The 18,877-nt window shown below is 45.7% G+C and carries 18 protein-coding genes; 15 read left to right on the top strand and 3 right to left on the bottom strand.

The features are described 5' to 3' along the window. Positions 1-46 precede the first annotated feature (46 nt). Entirely contained in the window at positions 47-298 is a 252-nt protein-coding gene (locus tag V1U08_RS01065) for a DUF2999 family protein (protein WP_330469674.1), read from the top strand. A 97-nt stretch (positions 299-395) separates the two neighbouring features. Here the strand turns inward: V1U08_RS01065 and V1U08_RS01070 are convergent, their stop codons facing one another. From V1U08_RS01070 to V1U08_RS01080, 3 genes are read right to left on the bottom strand one after another with little or no spacing between them, the layout of a single operon-like run. After that, positions 396-1,781, bottom strand: coding sequence for a TRAP transporter large permease (locus V1U08_RS01070; protein WP_065298706.1), 1,386 nt, complete (start codon positions 1,779-1,781; stop codon positions 396-398). Beyond that, entirely contained in the window at positions 1,768-2,310 is a 543-nt protein-coding gene (locus V1U08_RS01075; protein ID WP_014234115.1) for a TRAP transporter small permease subunit, read from the bottom strand. Before V1U08_RS01075 ends, V1U08_RS01070 begins: the two co-directional genes overlap by 14 nt. A gap of 53 nt (positions 2,311-2,363) precedes the next feature. Further along, the gene (locus tag V1U08_RS01080; protein WP_014234116.1) at positions 2,364-3,437 is read right to left on the bottom strand and encodes a TRAP transporter substrate-binding protein; all 1,074 of its coding nucleotides are present in this window, start codon (positions 3,435-3,437) and stop codon (positions 2,364-2,366) included. Positions 3,438-3,647: 210 nt separating this feature from the next. Between V1U08_RS01080 and V1U08_RS01085 the strand changes: the two genes are divergently transcribed. From V1U08_RS01085 to V1U08_RS01150, 14 genes are all read left to right on the top strand, one after another. Then, positions 3,648-5,033, top strand: coding sequence for a cache domain-containing protein (locus tag V1U08_RS01085; protein ID WP_330469675.1), 1,386 nt, complete (start codon positions 3,648-3,650; stop codon positions 5,031-5,033). Next, positions 5,030-5,659: a response regulator gene (locus V1U08_RS01090; RefSeq protein WP_014234118.1), complete on the top strand. Its 630-nt coding sequence runs from the start codon at positions 5,030-5,032 to the stop codon at positions 5,657-5,659. The genes V1U08_RS01085 and V1U08_RS01090 overlap by 4 nt, the downstream gene beginning before the upstream one ends. After that, positions 5,659-6,597 carry a LysR family transcriptional regulator gene (locus V1U08_RS01095; RefSeq protein ID WP_330469676.1) on the top strand — a complete coding sequence of 313 codons (939 nt, stop codon included), beginning with the start codon at positions 5,659-5,661 and terminating at the stop codon, positions 6,595-6,597. The genes V1U08_RS01090 and V1U08_RS01095 overlap by 1 nt, the downstream gene beginning before the upstream one ends. Before the next feature lie 95 nt (positions 6,598-6,692). Then, positions 6,693-8,258, top strand: coding sequence for an acyl CoA:acetate/3-ketoacid CoA transferase (locus tag V1U08_RS01100; RefSeq protein WP_330469677.1), 1,566 nt, complete (start codon positions 6,693-6,695; stop codon positions 8,256-8,258). Positions 8,259-8,298: 40 nt separating this feature from the next. Beyond that, positions 8,299-9,033, top strand: a complete 735-nt coding sequence (locus V1U08_RS01105) for a beta-ketoacyl-ACP reductase (RefSeq protein WP_065301109.1) — start codon at positions 8,299-8,301, stop codon at positions 9,031-9,033. A 365-nt stretch (positions 9,034-9,398) separates the two neighbouring features. Further along, complete coding sequence (locus V1U08_RS01110; RefSeq protein WP_330469678.1) at positions 9,399-10,214, top strand: MurR/RpiR family transcriptional regulator; 816 nt, start codon at positions 9,399-9,401, stop codon at positions 10,212-10,214. 372 nt (positions 10,215-10,586) lie between these two features. After that, positions 10,587-11,378 (top strand): transporter substrate-binding domain-containing protein, encoded by a 792-nt coding sequence (locus tag V1U08_RS01115; RefSeq protein ID WP_014234123.1) that lies wholly within the window; start codon positions 10,587-10,589, stop codon positions 11,376-11,378. A gap of 12 nt (positions 11,379-11,390) precedes the next feature. Beyond that, a complete protein-coding gene (locus V1U08_RS01120) occupies positions 11,391-12,059 on the top strand; it encodes an amino acid ABC transporter permease (RefSeq protein ID WP_014234124.1) in 669 nt (222 codons plus the stop codon). Between the two features lie 12 nt (positions 12,060-12,071). Then, entirely contained in the window at positions 12,072-12,722 is a 651-nt protein-coding gene (locus tag V1U08_RS01125) for an amino acid ABC transporter permease (protein WP_330469679.1), read from the top strand. Next, positions 12,709-13,437 carry an amino acid ABC transporter ATP-binding protein gene (locus tag V1U08_RS01130; protein WP_014234126.1) on the top strand — a complete coding sequence of 243 codons (729 nt, stop codon included), beginning with the start codon at positions 12,709-12,711 and terminating at the stop codon, positions 13,435-13,437. Before V1U08_RS01125 ends, V1U08_RS01130 begins: the two co-directional genes overlap by 14 nt. Before the next feature lie 705 nt (positions 13,438-14,142). Next, on the top strand, positions 14,143-15,735 hold the full coding sequence (locus V1U08_RS01135; protein ID WP_330469680.1) for an ABC transporter substrate-binding protein: 1,593 nt from the start codon (positions 14,143-14,145) through the stop codon (positions 15,733-15,735). Further along, positions 15,735-16,673: an ABC transporter permease gene (locus V1U08_RS01140; RefSeq protein ID WP_014234128.1), complete on the top strand. Its 939-nt coding sequence runs from the start codon at positions 15,735-15,737 to the stop codon at positions 16,671-16,673. Before V1U08_RS01135 ends, V1U08_RS01140 begins: the two co-directional genes overlap by 1 nt. Continuing rightward, the gene (locus V1U08_RS01145; RefSeq protein ID WP_065301112.1) at positions 16,670-17,479 is read left to right on the top strand and encodes an ABC transporter permease; all 810 of its coding nucleotides are present in this window, start codon (positions 16,670-16,672) and stop codon (positions 17,477-17,479) included. Before V1U08_RS01140 ends, V1U08_RS01145 begins: the two co-directional genes overlap by 4 nt. Then, positions 17,454-18,839: an ABC transporter ATP-binding protein gene (locus V1U08_RS01150; protein ID WP_330469681.1), complete on the top strand. Its 1,386-nt coding sequence runs from the start codon at positions 17,454-17,456 to the stop codon at positions 18,837-18,839. The genes V1U08_RS01145 and V1U08_RS01150 overlap by 26 nt, the downstream gene beginning before the upstream one ends. Positions 18,840-18,877 lie beyond the last annotated feature (38 nt).

Genomic DNA, 18,877 nt, shown 5'->3' on the forward strand with positions numbered 1-18,877 from the left:
ATGGTAAACTACACGTCTGTTTTACTTAGTGATTAAAGGTAATTTGATGAACCCGATTCTTGCAATGCTGAAAGAGAATAATATCAGTGATGCTCAGATTAATGAGCTATTTCAGGCGTTGACGCAAAACCCTCTTGCAGCAATGGCAACTATCAGCCAGTTGGGTCTACCTCAGGAGCAGGTTCAAGCGTTGATGGCGCAAGTGATGCAAAATCCTGTGTTAATTAAAGAAGCGGTTGAAGAGTTAGGTTTGGACTTTTCAAAAGTGGTTGAAGCAAAAGAAAAACTTCAGCAGTAACAGAGTATTCTCAAACAAATATAAAAAGCCGCTAAAATATTACGTTTTAGCGGCTTTATTTTTACGCGATTTCTTATTTGCTTGTCAGCGAACGAGGTTAACCATAAGCAACACTAGGGAACCACAACACCAATTGTGGCCATATAACCAGACAGATTAACGCGATTAGCTGTATAGCGATAAACGGAATCACACCGCGATAGATATCCTTCAGGGAAACACCTTCAGGGCAAACGCCTTTTAAATAGAACAGAGCGAAGCCAACCGGTGGGGTAAGGAAACTGGTTTGCAGCGCCATTGCGACGAGCATAACAAACCATACCAGACTTGGGTTATCCACCACGCCATGACCATCAAGCTCAATGCCTAAACTTGCTACTACAGGTGCTAGCAGCGGCAGTGCGATAAGGGTAATTTCTATCCAGTCTAGGAAGAATCCAAGCAAAAATACGATTAACAGAATAAACGCGATAATGCCGTATTGACCGAAAGGTAAGCCACTCAGGAACGACTCGATCAGTTCGTCACCGCCTAACTCCCTTAGCACCAAAGCAAAGCAGGAGGCACCCAAGAAGATCATGAATATGTAGGCAGTCGTTCCGTATGAAGAAAGCATCACCTCCTTCAGAACTTTTAAGTTGAGCTTTTTATTATAAGCCGCAAGTAGTGTCGCCCCTAAAGCGCCTATGCCAGAAGCTTCTGTTGGAGTAGCAATACCCGCAAATATTGAACCTAACACACAGAAAATCAGGATAACGGTCGGTGTGATATCTTTGAATACTTGTAAGATAAGGTTCCAGTCAACAGGCTCTACATTTTCTGGAATTGGTGCTTTGCTAGGTGTCATTTTACCAACGGTAAGGATATACATAATGTATAAACTGCCCAGTAACAGACCCGGCATAATCGCGCCCATAAACAGATCGCCAACCGACAAACCAAGTTGGTCGGCCATAATCACCAACATGATGGAAGGTGGAAGCAGTATGCCTAATGTACCTGCTGAGGCGACTGTTCCAAGTGCCAGAGGAAGATGATAGCCCTGACGCATCATACTCGGCAGAGACATTACCGTTAACAGCACAACCGATGCACCAATGATGCCTGTAGAGGCGGCGAGTATGATACCAATCGCCATCACCGTAATGGCTAAACCACCGTGTACTTTGCCGAATAGCGCTTGCATCGAGGTCATCAGTTTTTCTGCAATGCCGGACTTATCTAGCATGTTACCCATAAAGATAAACATCGGTAGGGCAACTAATATCCAGTTATCCATCACCTTATAAATACGGTTAACAACGAGACCAAGGGTGGTGTAATCGAGCCCGGTAAACGTATCAAGATAGAGATCGGCAAAATAACCGATTGCCGCGAAGACGATGCCGATCCCACCGAGCACGTACGCTACCGGAATACCAGTGAATAACAACAGGATGAACGAGCCAAACATGGCGATCACAATCCATTCATTCGCTTCCATGGTCGTCTCCTTTGATTAACGTATCCAGATCGCGTAATAATTTCGCCACCATTGAGAGCAACAGCAAGCTAAAGCTTAAAGGGATCACGGCTTTTATCATCCAGCGATAAGGTAAGCCGGAAGGTGCGGCTGAACTCTCGTTGACGCGCCAAGCTTCGTAAGCGAAGTCGTAGGAATGGAGAATGACGATAACAACAAATGGTGCCGCGAGAAACAGAATGCCGAGTATGTCGACTAGGGCTTTTTTGCGAGCGGAGAACTTGTGATAAAACAGGTCGACTCGAACGTGTAAGTTGGTCACCTGTGCATAAGCGGTTCCGAACATGACTGCTGTGGCATAGAGGTGCCATTGCAGTTCTTCAAGCGCAATTTGCCCGTTGGAAAAGACTTTGCGCATTACGACCTGAATGATGATCACCGCTATTAACGCGAGGTTTGTCCAGGCCAACGCTTTACTCGCGGAAATAACCAGCCTCTCGATTTGAAAATAGAGTGGGACGGTTGGGGAAGAATATAGCACTTTGCTCATTGGCTACTCCTAAAGGCCAGCGAGAGACGCTGGCCTTTTATTAACAACGACGTTTATTGGTTTTGTGTTTCACGAGGCAGGAAGCCGTTCGCAGACCACAACGCATAACCTTTGCGGAAGTTGCTTAGGTCGGTCCAAACTTTGTCGAAGAATGGGTCTTCTGCTTTCTTCTCTTCCACTACTTCCATCCAAGTATTCTTGAATAGATTCAACATATCTTGGTTCCAGTAGCGAATCTCGACACCATTTTGTTTCGCTTTTTCCATGGCTGCGTATTGCATCGCTTCACCTTCTGCGATCGAGTAAGTCATTGCCGCCATACAAGTGGTTTCGACTGCAGATTGTTGAGTTGCACTCATGCCATTCCAAGTGTCTTTGTTGATCAACAGTTCAAATACCGTTGATTGTTGGTGCCAGCCTGGGAAGTAGTTGTACTTGGCTACTTTGTGGAAGCCTAAGCGGTCATCAACGGCAGGTTGTGAAAACTCAGAGGCGTCAATCGCACCTTTCTCAAGTGCACCAAAGATCTCGCCACCTGGGATCTGAACTGTACCCACACCAAGTTTTTCCATCACAGACGCCCCTAGTCCGTAGAAGCGCATATTGAGACCTTTTAGATCCTCTGGTTTTTCAATAGGTTTGCGGAACCAGCCTGATGTTTCAGGAGAGTTCATCGCACATGGCATTACTTTGACATTGAAGCCGCCTTGGTCGTACATCTCTTGGTAGAGCTTCAAGCCGTTACCAAAGAAAAGCCACGCCATAAACTCAGGGGCTTCAGGGCCGAAAGGGATAGACGAGAAAATTGCTGAAGCTGGCAGTTTACCTTGCCAGTAACCAGAAATGGCGTAGCCAGCGTTCACTTTACCCGTGGATACTGCATCGAGAATCTCCGGTGGGTTAACCAACTTACCCGGCTCGTAGATTTTCATTTTGATGGTGCCACCGGAGGTTTGCTCAATTCTGTCTGCAAACCATTGGATAGGGGTACCTAGAGCTGGAAGGTGGCTACCAAAAGCAATCGGGGTTTTTAGCAGTACCTTCTTATCAGCAGCCTGAGCACTAACAGAAAGACCAGAAGCGGTGAGCGTTAACGCAGTAGCAATGGCAACTTTCTTAAGATTCATGGAGATCTCCTTGTTTGGGTATTCCTTGTTAATATTGCTAAATGTGAACAGAGCGTATTAATTGATGTTAATGCAATGTTACATTGAGCTTTAGTTTAGGAAGGAGATTGGATGCTCTCCATTAGCAAAATTGCGCAAATTGAGTCGGTATTAAGTGCAATTTTTGACACGAAGATTCAGTAAAACTACGTATAAGAACGGATTCGGAAAATGGGATTGGTTAGCAACCGCAGGCTTACAATAAACATCATATTACTTTCAATCGTTCCATTGATTGTGGTGGTGGTCATCGTTGCAAGTATCTTATTTAGTCAGGCAAAACAGTTAGTTGATGACCAAGTCGCGTTAACACGACTTAATGTCTTGTCGGTCAAAAAGCAAGAGCTGAAGCAGTACGTAGAAATGGCAGTGAAAAGTATCAAGCCATACTACGAAGATGAGTCATTATCCCCCCAAGTTGCTAAGCAACTCGTGGCTGAAAAATTGAGCCAACTCACATATGGGGAAGACGGATACTTTTTTGTCTACAGCTGGCAAGGTGACGCTTTAGTCCTACCTTATCAACCTGAAAGGGTTGGTCGAAATTGGTGGGGCGTGGAAGATCTTACGGGCAAAAAGCTGCTTCAGGAGCTTATTCACGCAGGGCGAGCTGGGGGCGGATTTGTGAATTACCTCTGGCACAAACCATCGACAAAAGAACCACTCCCCAAGTTGAGCTATGCTATTTCTCTTGATAAGTGGCAATGGATGGTCGGAACGGGTGTCTATATAGACGATATCGAGAAACAAGTCGCGCAGATGGAAAATGGCTTCGATCAGAATATCGGAAAAACCAGTAGTGCGCTTTTTGTACTGATGTTTGTTGCCATCACCGTTATTGCAGGGCTGGGGGCGTCACTGAACCTAAACATGCGTCGTTTAGCCAACGAGCAACTCAGCGTCTTAAACCAGCAGATTATTGATTCGCAGGAAAATGAGCGGCATCGAGTCTCGCGCGAATTACACGATGGCGTAAATCAACTGCTGGTGGCAGCCAAATATCGCTTAGATAACGTGACTAAAGAGCAGGATGATGAGAAGAAACAGATTGAGTTAGATGCGAGTAAAAATGCCATGGAACAGGCGATTGTCGAGGTTCGGCGCATCTCAAAAGATTTACGACCGCCACAGCTGGATGACTTAGGCTTAGTAGCAGGTATAGAGGCATATCTGAACGAATTACGTGAGCGTACTCAATTAGAGGTGATATTTGAACACGATATCGAAGGTGAAGAGTTTCTTCCTCAAGTCGAAACCACACTTTATCGTGTCGTACAGGAAGCGTTGCACAACGTAGAAAAACACGCCAATGCGCAAGGTGTCGATATCATCATGCAGCGTGAAGGAAGGATGTTGATTCTGACCGTCAGCGATGATGGTGTAGGAATCCCTGCGAACCATCTCAAAGCGTATAAGAACAAGCAATCGACGCTAGAGCATATGGGGCTGCAAAACATGAAAGAACGGATTCAAGCTATTGGCGGCATGTTTGAGGTCAATAGCGAACCAGGACAAGGCACGGAAATTCGTGTCAGTTTAAACATGGAGTTTATATGATTAAGTTGGTATTGGCCGATGATCATAGGTTAATGCAAGACGGGCTCAAATCACGGTTAGAACGAGAAGATAACTTGGAGATCCTCGATTGCGTCGGAAATGGCAAGGATGCTTTGAACAGTACATTGACCCTAAAACCAGATGTGCTGCTTCTTGATATCAATATGCCGAAGCTTAATGGGATTGAAGTGTTAGAGAAGCTGACAAAAAGCGCAAGCAAAACGGCAGTCATCATGCTTTCTATGCATGATAGTCGTGACTACGTTATGCGATCCATCAAAGCTGGCGCTAAGGGCTACGTATTAAAGGACGTTGGTTCAGAAGAGTTAGTCATGGCAATTAATCAAGTTGCGGAAGGGCGCTCTTATCTATGTTCACAAGCGTCTGATCGTCTTCTTGAACAGATCAATCAAAAACCTGAGCCGAGTGATAACACGCTGTCAAAACGTGAATCGGATGTGCTCAAAGCGATTACCAATGGTGCCTGTAATAAGGAAATTGCGGATTCGCTCCATATCAGTGTTCGTACGGTAGAAACGCACCGGCTTCGGATCAAAAAGAAACTCGGAGCCACTTCGACAGCAGCTTTGGTTAAGCTCGCTCTGCAGAAAGGATTGGTGAGCTGATGGTTGCAAATTTACTGTCGAGCCGTCAGCCGATCCTAGATAAAATTGTGTTTTTCTGCGCGGTTGTCCGGTTGGGCTCGTTTCGAGAAGCCGCGTTGCAGCAAGGGATCTCGCCCGCCGCAGGAAGCCGCTGGGTGAAAGAGCTCGAAGAGTCGCTGTCGGTTGAGTTGATAAAGCGAAGCACTCGCCAGCTGGTGACCACACAAGCAGGTCAGCTTCTGTATGATAAATTCGCCCCTTTACTGCCAGATATCGCCAGTTTATGTGAAGAGGTACAAAATCTGGCAGAGGAACAACAGGGTGAAATTAAGCTCTCTTCTACGCCCTTATTCGCCCGGCAATATTTAACTAAAATTGTTGCTGAGTATATGACGCTGCACCCGCAGGTGAATTTCAAAATATTCATTGAAGCGGGGGAATTTGATCCTCTCAATGTTGATTTTGCCTTTCGTGCCAGTGCAAGTTATCAAGGTGAGCCAGAGCAAGACTCGTTACTCGTTAAGCGCCGCTTGTTACGAGAGCCTTTGTATCTGTGTGCTTCCAAATACTACCTGGAGCAGCATGGGATGCCTGAAACACCGCAAGACCTCAGCCAACATCGTTGTTTGTATGCTCGAACGTTGGTGGGTGGGAATCGTTGGTGCTTCGAGTTTCAGGGGAATGTCGAAATCGTGACCATTTGTGACACTTTGGAGTGTGACAATAGTGAAATGCTGCTGGATCTTGCCTTGGAACACGCCGGGATTGCCTATCTTCCGCACTCGTTGGTCTCTGACTCAATAGAGCGAGGGGAGCTTGTTCATATCCTGCAAGATCACCAATGTGCCAGTTTCGATATCAATATGTTTTACCGTCCACGCTCACCAATGCCAGAGCGTTGCAGTGGTTTCAAAGAATACCTCTATAGACGAGTAGGAGAGCTATGCGATCATTCCTAATATGAAATTCTCAATCTCTAATTCTGCAATTAACATCTGGGTAACATCGCACTAAGCTGAAAACCAATAAAGTACAGTAACTAAGGAAGGTTAATGTGGTTACGAAATTGACAGCAGAACAAGCGGCAGAGTGGATTGAAGATGGCGACGCAGTCTTACTGGGTGGTTTTATCGGTAGCGTAGTACCGGAAGCGATTGAAAGAGCAATAGGCGAACGTTTTAGAGACACTCAGTCACCGCGAGATTTAACGCTGTTATTTGCTGCAGGTCAAGGTGACGGTCAAGGCCGGGCAATCAACCACTTAGCGGAACAAGGGTTAGTGAAATGCGCCATTGGCGGCCACTGGGGGCTGGTTCCTAAACTTCAGCAGTTAGCGGTAGATAACCTCATACAAGGATACAACTTACCACAGGGTATCATCTCTCATTTGCTTCGAGATACGGCGGCAGGTAAGTTGGGCACCGTGAGTAAAGTTGGCTTAGGTACCTTTGTGGATCCGCGTTTAGAGGGTGGAAAAATCAATCAGGCGACGTCCGATGATTGGGTAGAACTGATTGAGCTCGGCGGTGAGGAGCATCTTTTTTATCACAAGCTACCTGTGACGGTGTCTATTCTTCGCGGAACGACTGCAGATGAGAATGGCAACATTACCATGGAAGATGAATGCTTGATCGTCGAAAGTCTGGCGGCGGCACAAGCGGCACGTAACAACGGCGGTAAGGTCATTGTACAGGTCAAACAAATAGTGCCCGCCGGAAAGCTTGATCCGCATGCGGTTAAGATTCCGGGAATCTTCGTCGATGCGGTTGTTGTGTGTGAAGAGCCGACGGAGCACATGCAAACTTTCGCAACCATGATGAACCCGGAGTTTGTTGGTATTGAAAATTCAGATGACAACCTCACAACGAGCTCATCCCCTTCGACCCAATCAAAGCTGGACGCAAAAACCATCATTGCCCGTCGTGCGGCTATGGAGCTAAAACCCAACTCCATTCTTAATCTGGGCATTGGTGCGCCGGAATACATCGCAGAGGTCGCTAAGCAAGCCGGAATACTCGATCAATTTACCTTAACCGTAGAACCCGGAGCGGTAGGTGGGATACCACAAAGCGGTCTCGATTTTGGGGCGTCTCGTCTGCCTCAGGCGATTATCGGCCAAGACCAGATGTTTGACTTCTACGATGGTGGCGGTGTAGACCAAGCCTTTCTCGGATTGGCGCAAAGTGACGTTACAGGAAATATTAACGTATCGCGCTTCGGTAGCAAAATCGCTGGCTGTGGCGGCTTTATAAACATTACTCAGAACGCCAAACAGGTTTACTTTTGTGGCACCTTTACCGCGCAAGGCTTAGCTGTGGAAGTGGACAATCAGGCTGTAAATATCGTCCAAGAAGGAAAGCAGAAGAAGTTCATCAAGCAGGTTGAGCAAATCACTTTCAGCGCAGCCCAAGCGTTAAGCAACAATAAACCTGTGATGTACATTACCGAGCGTGCCGTGTTCCAACTTTCTCCGTCTGGATTAGAGCTGATTGAAATCGCCCCTGGGGTGGACTTAGAAAAAGACATCCTTCAGCAGATGGAGTTCACTCCTGTCATCAGTCCGTCACTGAAAGTAATGCCAAATGCCATCTTCCAGCCATCATTCGAACTTACTCTATAAGTGCTGGATAACTATTTAATTTCTACCAAAGGATTAGGATATGTTTGAAAACAAAGTCTGCTTAGTCACTGGCGCGGCGCAAGGTATCGGCCGAGCGATTGTGGAACGATTTGCCAACAATGGAGCACAGTGTGTCTACGCCTTGGATGTCAACGCTCAAACTTTGCAAAGTGCGTTTAGTGACCACGAAAATGTTAAACCAGTCGTCATCAATATTTGTGATAGAGAGGCGATTCAATATTTGGTTGAAAGCATCAGAGAAACCTATGGTCGTATCGATGTTTTGGTGAATAACGCTGGAGTTACCCGAGACGCACTATTGGAAAAAATGACGGAACAAGACTGGGACTTCGTGATCGACGTTAATCTCAAAGGTGTTTTTAATCTCACTCAAGCAGTTGCACCAATTATGATGGCAAACAATTATGGCTCTATTGTCACCATGTCTTCGGTAGTGGGGACCGACGGTAATATTGGACAGTCTAACTACGCAGCAACCAAAGGTGGCGTGATAGCGATGACGAAAGGCTGGGCTAAAGAGTTTGCTCGCAAAGGTGCCCAAGTTCGCGCTAACTGTGTTGCTCCTGGTTTTATTGAGACCCCGATGACAGCCGACTTACCTACAAAAGTCCTCGAACTCATGAAACAGAAGACACCACTCGGGAGAATGGGGACCGCAGAAGATATTACCAATAGCGTCGAATTTTTGGCCAGTGACAAGTCTAGCTTTATTACGGGGCAGGTGTTGAAGGTCGATGGCGGCTTAGTTTTGTAACGTCATGAAGATAACCGTTGGAGAGCGACACGATAACATTGCGGTTTGCAGATAAACCAGTCTCGCTGTTTAGAGTTATCGGTCGCCCCATTTTGGTGATTCGTGCACGTAAACGCGAACGATTCTTTTGCAGAAGTTTGTCGTTAGGCAAAAGTCGCGACTTTATGAAATTTAGACTCATAAAAATCAATAAGTTACTGTTTTTTCTTTCGAGTGGTACAATCGTTGCAGTAATTTAGCTGTGGTGTTCCAATTGCTTCTCTCTGGCATGAACATAGCTTGGAAAAGGATGGTTCATTTGGAACACGAAAGTCAGAAATATACATTAACGACTAGGTCGTTAACGGAGTGACCGGAAATAGCTAATGACGAATAACAACTCATTAAGTGCCCGTATTACGGAGCATTACTCTTCACTCAGTGATGGCAATAGACGCATCGCGGACTTCCTTCAGGTGAACCCAGAAAAAATACTGATGTTATCTACCAGTGAAATTGCTGAGGAATGCCTGGTATCCAAGACAAGTGTCAGCCGTTTTATTCGCAAACTTGGCTATAACGATCATGTCGCATTGAGAAATGAGATGATGTCTGAGCGTGATAAAGGCAACCCGGTAATCACTGGTGAGCTGCAGGATACAGGCTTTTGCCAGGATGCAATTTCGCTAGAAAAGTTATGGATGCAGTTAGCGGAAGGAAACACTGCGCACATTATCACAAAGCTAGCGACTGCGAAGCGGATAAAAATTATTGGCTATCGTAATAGCTACCCATTAGCTATGCATTTTCGCCAACAATTAGCCCAATGTCGTCAGGGCGTCGAGCTGTTGCCTCTTCCGGGACAAACCATTGGTGAAGATTTAGCGTCGATAAACGAAGACGACTTTGTCATTTTGTTTGGTATTCGTCGTCGCGTAGCGAACTTTGAGCGAATTGTTGAGTTTCTTAAACCCTACGATTGTTTATTGATCACCGATCAATCGGGACAGAAGTATGCGTCGACGGTAAACGAGGTTTTCGTTTGTTATATGAATAATGAACTGCCGCTAGACAGTTACGCGGTTCCGATGAGTCTTATTCACTACTTTGTAAATGAAACTTTTATATTGCTAAAAGAAGAGGCTTCAAACCTCAGTCAAACGATCAGCGCTAATTATCATCAGTTGAGCGAACTAGAATAATTGGCCTAATAGCCGTGTGATCCCAACTCAATCTTTCCTCCTTAATAAATAGCTGTGACTGCATTTAGTCACAGCTATTTTCATTCACCTTTGTTTCTCTTCACTACTCAATTACAAGAAAGATCACTAAGAAAGTGATGCGATCCAGTATGCGTCTAAACCTTGAATAGCTTTGCTACATAATGGTGGTTATTGCACCAAAAATGATCCCCACTATTTGGTCAATATTATCAATTTATCCAATTTTAAATGTTTAATAAAAATATTTCCTTTAAAAATCAGTTAAATATAAATTTGTTTTAAATGGGTACGATCGTTGCAGTGTACTAGCTAAGTGTTTCAATCGTATCTTATATGTATAGGGAAATAGCCATGAAATTATCTAAGTTAGTGTCTTTAGTCGCTGTTGCTGCGGCATTAGTGACCAACGTTTCTGCTGCGTCTGCAAACCAGTTGGAAGCCATTAAAGAAAAAGCGGTACTCAAAGTTGCGGTTCCACAAGACTTTCCTCCTTTTGGTTCTGTCGGAACGGATTTAAAGCCACAAGGGTATGACATTGATATGGCCAAATATCTGGCCAAAGAACTAAACGTAAAAGTGGAACTCGTACCTGTTACCAGTGCAAACCGTATTCCTTATCTACAAACTCAAAAAGTTGACTTGGTTATTTCCAGTATGGGTAAAAACCCAGAGCGTGAAAAAGCGATCGACTTCAGCGAAGCATATGCTCCGTTTTTCCTCGGCGTGTTCGGCACTTCAGATGAGAACGTCGCCGGAGCAGCAGACCTTGCTGATAAAACCATTGGTGTAACGCGTGGCTCAGTTGAAGATATTGAACTAAGCAAAATTGCGCCAGAGACGACAACGATTAAGCGTTTTGAAGATAACAACGCGACATTGTCTTCTTTCCTATCTGGTCAGATTGATCTCATTGCAACGGGTAACCTTGTCGTCACAGAAATCGCTACTCGTTATCCGGCTAAAGCACCTGAAGCGAAGTTCATGCTGAAGAACTCTCCGTGTTATGTGGGTGTGATGAAAGGTGAAACTGAGCTTGTCGAAGAAGTGAACAAGCTCATTTCAAAAGCGAAAGCAGACGGAGTATTGGAAGAGCTATCGCAAAAATGGCTAAAAGCGCCTTTCCCTAAAGATCTTGGCGCGTAAGGAATAAGTGCAATGAGTTACCAGTTAGAATTTACTGGCTTGGCTCCCTACCTGCCACAGTTTGTGGCAGGTTTAAGGACAACCGTCGAGTTAACCGTTATTTCAACCGTTGCTGGGCTGGCTGTGGGAACGTTGTGCGCAGCAGGACGCACAAGTAAGCAAGCATGGTTACGTTGGTTATGTGCGACTTATATCGAGTTAACACGTAATACCCCGTTTATTGTTCAGTTATTTTTCATCTTCTTCGGTTTACCAGCGTTAGGTGTCAAGCTAAGCGCGTGGGAGGCGGGTTTCATCGCGATGGTGTTTAACCTTGGTGCCTACAGTGCGGAGATCATCCGAGCGGGTATCGATGCAACACCTAAAGGCCAGTGGGAGGCGGGTAAAACGTTGGGCTTAACCAGACGCCAAATTTTTACTCGAATCGTATTGCCGCCAGCTTATCAGAAGGTTTATCCAGCGTTGGTTAGTCAGTGCATTATCGTCATGCTCGGCTCTGCCGTCGTATCTCAGATTTCAGTCGAGGAACTGACCTTTGCGGCTAACTTTGTGCAGTCCAGGACCTTTTTAAGTTTTGAATCTTATGCTGTTACTGCACTGATTTACCTTGTCCTTGCGATCTTAATGCGTCAATTGTTTGCATTGATCAAAGCTCGCGTATTCAAAAACCCAGCGCTGTAGGAGAAGACGATTATGATGCAATTTACAGACTGGGACATTCTGCGCAACTTACTACTTGCAGCGCGTTGGACCGTACTGCTATCCATTATTGCCTTCATAGGTGGTGGTCTGGTCGGGCTTGGCCTTACCTTACTCAGAAGTATGAAGAACATTCATCTTGGGAAAGGCATTCAACTGTATGTGGAGCTTTTTCAGGGAACGCCACTTCTGATGCAGCTCTTTATGGCGTTTTTCGGTTTATCTCTGCTGGGGATAGAAGTCAGTGCATGGTCCTCCGCTGCGTTGGCATTAACGCTATACAGCAGCGCCTATTTTCACGATATTTGGCGCGGTTGTATTGAGGCGTTACCTAAAGGTCAGTGGGAAGCGTGTCGTACTTTGGGTCTCAATTACATGCAGACCATGCGTAACGTCATCATTCCTCAGGCTTATCGAATTGCCATTGCACCGACGATTGGCTTCTCGGTTCAAATTGTTAAGGGTACCGCGCTTGCTTCGATCATTGGTTTTGTCGAGTTAACTAAAGCCGGAACCATGCTGAACAACGCGACATTCCAACCATTTAAAGTGTTTGCCATGGTCGCTGTACTTTACTTTGTTATCTGTTTCCCTCTGTCATTATTGGCTCGTCATTTGGAGAAAAAAACCTATGTCTCTCGTTAGTGTTGATCAAGTACATAAGTACTATGGTGAAAACCATGTTCTCAAAGGTGTGGACATGAAAGTTGAGGCAGGTGAAGTTGTCTCTATTATTGGCCGCAGTGGTTCTGGAAAGAGTACGTTACTGCGTTGTATGAATGGTCTGGAAACTTACCAGGATGGCGCGATCATCGTAGATCGTCAGGCTGTTGAAGATGACGATTACAAACTTCGTCTGCTGAGTCGAAGTGTCGGTATGGTATTCCAAAGCTTCAATCTTTTCCCTCATATGACCGTAGGCGAGAACGTGATGTTGGCGCCAAAGCTGGTATTGAAAAAGGATGCTAAAGCCTGTGAAGCTCAAGCGAGAGAGTTACTCGAAAAGGTTGGCTTAGCCGATAAATTTGATGCTTATCCGGCTAACCTATCTGGTGGTCAGCAACAGCGTGTTGCCATCGCGCGTTCTCTAGCAATGAATCCAAAGGTGCTGTTATGTGATGAAATCACTTCTGCGCTCGACCCAGAGTTAGTCGGTGAAGTATTAAAAGTGCTAGAGCAGCTAAAGAAAGAGGGGATGACGCTGATTCTGGTTACTCACGAGATGAACTTTGCCCGTGAAGTTGGCGATAGAGTCGTGTTCATGAACCAAGGGAAAGTGTGGGAAAGTGGCCCAAGTGAAGTAGTTTTCGATGATCCTCAAACCGAAGAACTGCGTAGCTTTTTATCTGCCGTGAAGTAATAAACAGGTTCTATTTTCTAACCCACCAAACAGCGGTTTTGGTGGGTTGCCTTCCTTTTTACAAATCGCTTATCGAAGTGGGCGAGCGTATTGCTTAATTTCGAACACTAACTATCGTTAAAGAAAGTAGTGGGTTGAACAATAATTGTACAAATGAACAGTAATCACAAACAAAGTACTTTGATTTGCATCAAAATGTAATAGTATAACGTTACGTTTGTTTCACTGTTCTTGTCGTGCATTACTTCCATCATCTTAAACTAAAGAAATTGTTGCTTCTTGCGATGCTCTTAATCCCTTTGGGGTTGAGTACGCTCTCGCTTGCGCACTCGATGGAAACGGATCAAAACGTTCACGAACACCATACCTGTGAAATCTACGAAGCAATTTGTCATGCTTTAAGCTCACAATCTTCGCTGAGCATACTCTCTGATAAAGCTCAGTGCTATCAGCGATTCGATATCCAGCTCACGACTATTACCTCTTCAGAGTTACCTCGAACACGCTCGCCACCTCAACTGGTCTAACGCTTTCTCCTTTTCGGAGAATCCAACACTTTTTAACTTAATACCCCAATAACCTCGCAATTTTTGTCAGGGCGAGTTGATGCTGGCTTGTGCTTGTAAAAAGTTCACGGCGATGCGTCGGCTATGTGCAGTTGTTATTTGGGGAAAATAGCGTCTAAAAAATACGTTAGGGATCGTTATGACCGAAATATCTTATGCTTCTATCGCAAAAAAGAAGAAGCTTATTCGTGGCCTGGTTTTGGCTTCCGTAGTTGCAGCGGGTGCTGCTATCGCATTAAGTAACCTAGACACATCACCGTCGCAGGTTACACCAAACAAGAGTAATACATTATCGATTAGTGGACCTTGGGAGATCTCCAGCTTAGATCCTTCAAAACAGGGATATATGTTAATTCGTATGCAGGTAGTAGAGACCCTGCTCAACGTTGATGGTAAGGGGATTATTACCTCTGGATTAGCAACCAAGTGGCAAAGCAGTGAAGATGGCTTATCCTGGCACTTCACATTACGAGACAACGTAACGTTTCATGATGGTTCTAAACTGGACGCTGAAGCGGTTGTTCGCAGCCTTGCTATTTCTCAGCGCAAACACGGTACACTTAACAAGGCAGAGATACGCAGTATTTCCGCGATTAGTGACAATGAGATTCTAATCGAATTGAGTAAACCTTACGCTGCATTTGCCTCACTATTGACCAACTATTCTAACGCTATCTTGTCGCCTGAATCTTACGAGCCTAACGGAGCCGTAAAAACACTTTACGGTACGGGGCCATATCAAATGGAAAGCTTTGCACCGCCGCACAAGTTCTTGGTTAAAAAGTTTGATGGTTATTGGGGTGAAGAAGCAAAAATCGATTTCGCCACATACTTAACGGGCCATCGTGCAGAAAGTCGTTTGCTGCAGGCGAAGTCTGGCGAAGCCGATATCGTATTCAATCTTGAGCCATCCATGTTAGGGCAGCTAAAAAGTGGTAATGAGGTTCAAGTTCACAGTGACCTGATCCCGCGAACCATGTTGGTAAAAGTAAATGCGGGTCATCCATTCCTAAATGAAGCGAGAGCCAGAAAGGCATTAAGTATGGCAATTGATCGAGCGTCGATTGCAAAAAATGTGCTTGGTGTACCGGGTTCGGAAACCACGCAAATCATGCCAAGTTCCATGTCTCAGTGGTTTATTAAAGACGCGAAAAACGACGATTTCGATCTCGATCTGGCGCGCTCAACCTTGGCTGATTTAGGTTGGAAACGCGGAGAAAACGGCACTCTAGAGCGGGATGGTGTGCCGTTCAAACTGACGATGATCACCTATGCCGATCGACCTGAATTGACCACGGTCGCAACCGCGATTCAAGCGCAATGGGCCAAGCTTGGTGTTGACCTAAAAGTCGATGTCACAAACTCAAGTATGATCCCAGCGGGTCATCAGGATGGCTCACTAGAAACGGCATTGATCGCGCGTAATTTTGGTTTCATCGCTGATCCGCTACCTATCATCAGCTCTGACTTTGCGAACGGAGGCGGTGACTGGGGAACGATGAATTGGGAAAACGCAAAGGTAGACAGTACGATTGATCGCTTACTTCACAATCACGATGCGACACGTGCATTTGAGCTAAGCCAGATCGTCGCGCAAGAAATTCATCAGGATGCACCAGTGATTGCGATTTCTAGCTACAGCCAACATACCTCGGTGAATAAACGAGTTAAACACTTTAGGTTTGATCCGTTTGAGCGCAATTACTTCATCAACCAGATGGAAATTAACTGATGCTTCTGAGGATTTTAAGAAAGCGACTTTATCAACTGATTCTGGTGGCTTGGGGAGTCGGTACGCTCACATTTGTACTTATGCGAAGCTTACCGGGAGACATGGCATATCTTATTGCGGCCAGTCGTTATGGGCAGGATAACGTGGATTCCGCAGCGGCTGAGCTGGTGCGTCAAGAGCTCAATTTAGACCAAGGATGGTTCAGTAGTTATGTCAGCTGGTTGGGTGATCTGCTACAGCTCAACTTAGGTAATTCCCTCGTGAGTGGTCTACCAGTGAGTGAAGCGGTTGTGCATCAGCTTGGGCACTCTATGCTTCTTGCTGGAGTTGGTATCACGCTATCTGTATTGATAGCGCTTCCGCTAGGAACCTGGTCCGCGAAGAAAGGGGGACTGGTTAATTCTCTTGTCGTGTGGTTCTCGACCTTCACCCGTGCGATGCCGGTGTTTGTATTGGGTCTGTTGATGATCCTTATTTTCGCGATCAGTTGGAAATGGTTCCCTGTTGCGGGTTTTGGTACTTGGCAGCATTTGGTTTTACCAAGTATCACTTTAGCGATTAGTTTAGCGGCAGTCTCGAACCGAGTTGTGCATAATAGTGTGCGCAGCGTTCTTCGTTCTCCTTTCTATATATTTTCTCGCGTCAAAGGCTTAAGTGAAACGCAGACTTTCTTCCGCCATGGCTTACGAAATATGGCAGTACCGATCGTCGCATTTGTTGGTATTCAACTAGTCAGTGTGATTGAAGGCATCATTATGATTGAGTCGCTCTTCTCGTGGCCGGGTGTTGGCCATGGTCTCGCACACGCGATTTTTGCCCGCGACATTCCGGTGATTCAAGGCTGTGCACTGACGATGGGTATTCTGTTTGTGCTCCTCAATAGCATTATTGACGTGCTGTGCTACTGGATTGACCCAAGAGGTCAGCAAGAAAAATGATGAAACAATTTACATTAAATCAAAAGCTCGGATTATCACTCTTACTCGGTTTATTTAGCTTTTCGCTTTTTGTTGGATGGTTGTCTCCGTATTCAATTGACGAACAAAACTTGTCGACTCGACTATTGGCACCAAGCAGTGAACATTGGTTCGGTACTGATCACTTTGGTCGAGATATGATGACGCGCCTTGCGAGTGCCATCGGCTTATCTTTCGCACTGAGTGTGTTTTGTGTCATCACTTCATCAACTTTGGGCGTTTTGTTAGGAGTGTGTTCGGCTTGGGCTGGTGGACGCGTTGAGCAGGGGCTCGATATTCTCGTCAATGTTCTACTAGCACTTCCGGGGTTAGTCTTAGTTCTTCTGTTGTCAGCCATTGCGCCCGGATCGTTCCTGGTTATGTACCTGGCGATTTCACTGGTTCAGTGGGTTGAGTATTACCGAGTAACACGTGCTATCACTCGCACTGTCATTAATAGCCCAGAGCGACAAGTGTCGATGATGATGGGGTTTGGCAAATGGTATCAGTTTAAGCGACATATCTGGCCAGCGATTTCTTCATCGGTCTTTACGATGGCGGCGTTTGGTGGGGCCAATGCCATTTTAATGATGGCTTCTCTCGGGTTTGTCTCAGTGGGTATCCAGCCACCGTTAGCCGAGCTGGGGCTAATGAGCGTCGAGCTGTTCCCGTTCTATGTTGATGCACCTTGGGTTTTAGCTCAGCCACTATTGGTTGTGGCATTGTTGGTGTTGGGCTTTCATTTATTAGCAGGAGCGAGCCGTGAATCTCTTAATTCAACTGACTGATCTATCGATCAAAGCAAAAGATATCGAGCTTCTTCAGCCGCTGTCGTTAAAGCTATATCAAGATAAACCGGTAACCATTCTTGGCCAAACAGGCTCAGGTAAAAGTCTGCTCGCACAGGCAGTGATTGGTCTATTGCCGCGTTCACTAACACAATTCGGAACAGTCGAAATATTCGGTAATAGCCATGACAGGGATTCTCTCACAAACCTTTGGGGAAAAGAGGTCATTATGTTGCCGCAAGAACCATGGCGAGCGCTTGATCCCCTGATGCCTGCTTATAAGCAAGTTGCCGAAGTTTATGAGTGCCTGCATGGATTGAGTGAGGAGTCTGCCTTTCATCGAGCCATTGACGATTTAGACAATATGGGACTAAAAAGCAGCGCGTATAAACGGCCCGGGCAACTTTCTGGTGGTATGGCGCAGCGTCTGGCTGTCGCTGCTGCTACGGCTGGTGGTGCAAAAGTTGTGTTTGCTGATGAACCCACTAAAGGGTTGGATGTCAGCCGCCGCAACGACATCGTTAGACTTTTACTTCAAAGTGCTCAAGGAGGCGGGCTTCTGACGATCACTCACGATATCGAAGTTGCGCGTCAGATAGGCGGTGACATCATTGTGATGAAAGAAGGTGTTGTTGTTGAGCAGGGAACGGCCGACCAAGTGTTGAATCATCCTCAGCACGCCTATACACAAGCTTTGATTACCGCCGATCCAAAACATTGGGTTGCAAGGGCAAAGTACTTGAGTGAGTCGATGCCCGTGCTAAACGTTGAGAACCTTGCGATAGGACGCAACCGCAAAGCTTTATCACGAGAGATTAACTTTACGATACATACGGGTGAAGTGATCGGTGTTGTTGGTGATAGTGGCTGTGGTAAGAGCACGTTGGGAGATACCCTACTTGGTTTATTGCCATCCGTTGAGGGTAAAGTTGCCAAATTATCTCCGAATACAAAGCCGTATCAATGGTTGAAGCTATTTCAAGATCCTCCGGCTGCGTTTACTTCTAGTGTGACACTTGGTGTGCTTTTGGATGATTTGGTCAAGCTGCATAAGATAGATAGGGACAAAATCACGCCATTAATGAAAAAGCTAAAGCTCGCTCCTGAGTTGTTAGAGAGAAAAAGTACCGAAGTCTCTGGCGGAGAACTTCAGCGCTTTGCCATTCTCAGGGCTTTATTATTGGATCCGGTATTCTTGTTCGCAGATGAGCCAACATCAAGGCTCGATCCCATTATTGCTCAAGAGGTGACCGACTTGTTGGTTGATCTGGCAAAAGAACAGGGATGTGCGTTGCTGCTCGTCAGTCATGATCCAAACCTGATTGAAAAGTGCTGTGATACCGTTATTCGCTTAAGTTAAGCACGGGAATATAAAAAACGCCTTTGATTGATAAAATC

The organism is Vibrio sp. YYF0003 (assembly GCF_036350715.1).
In the GTDB taxonomy this organism is placed as follows: domain Bacteria; phylum Pseudomonadota; class Gammaproteobacteria; order Enterobacterales; family Vibrionaceae; genus Vibrio; species Vibrio natriegens.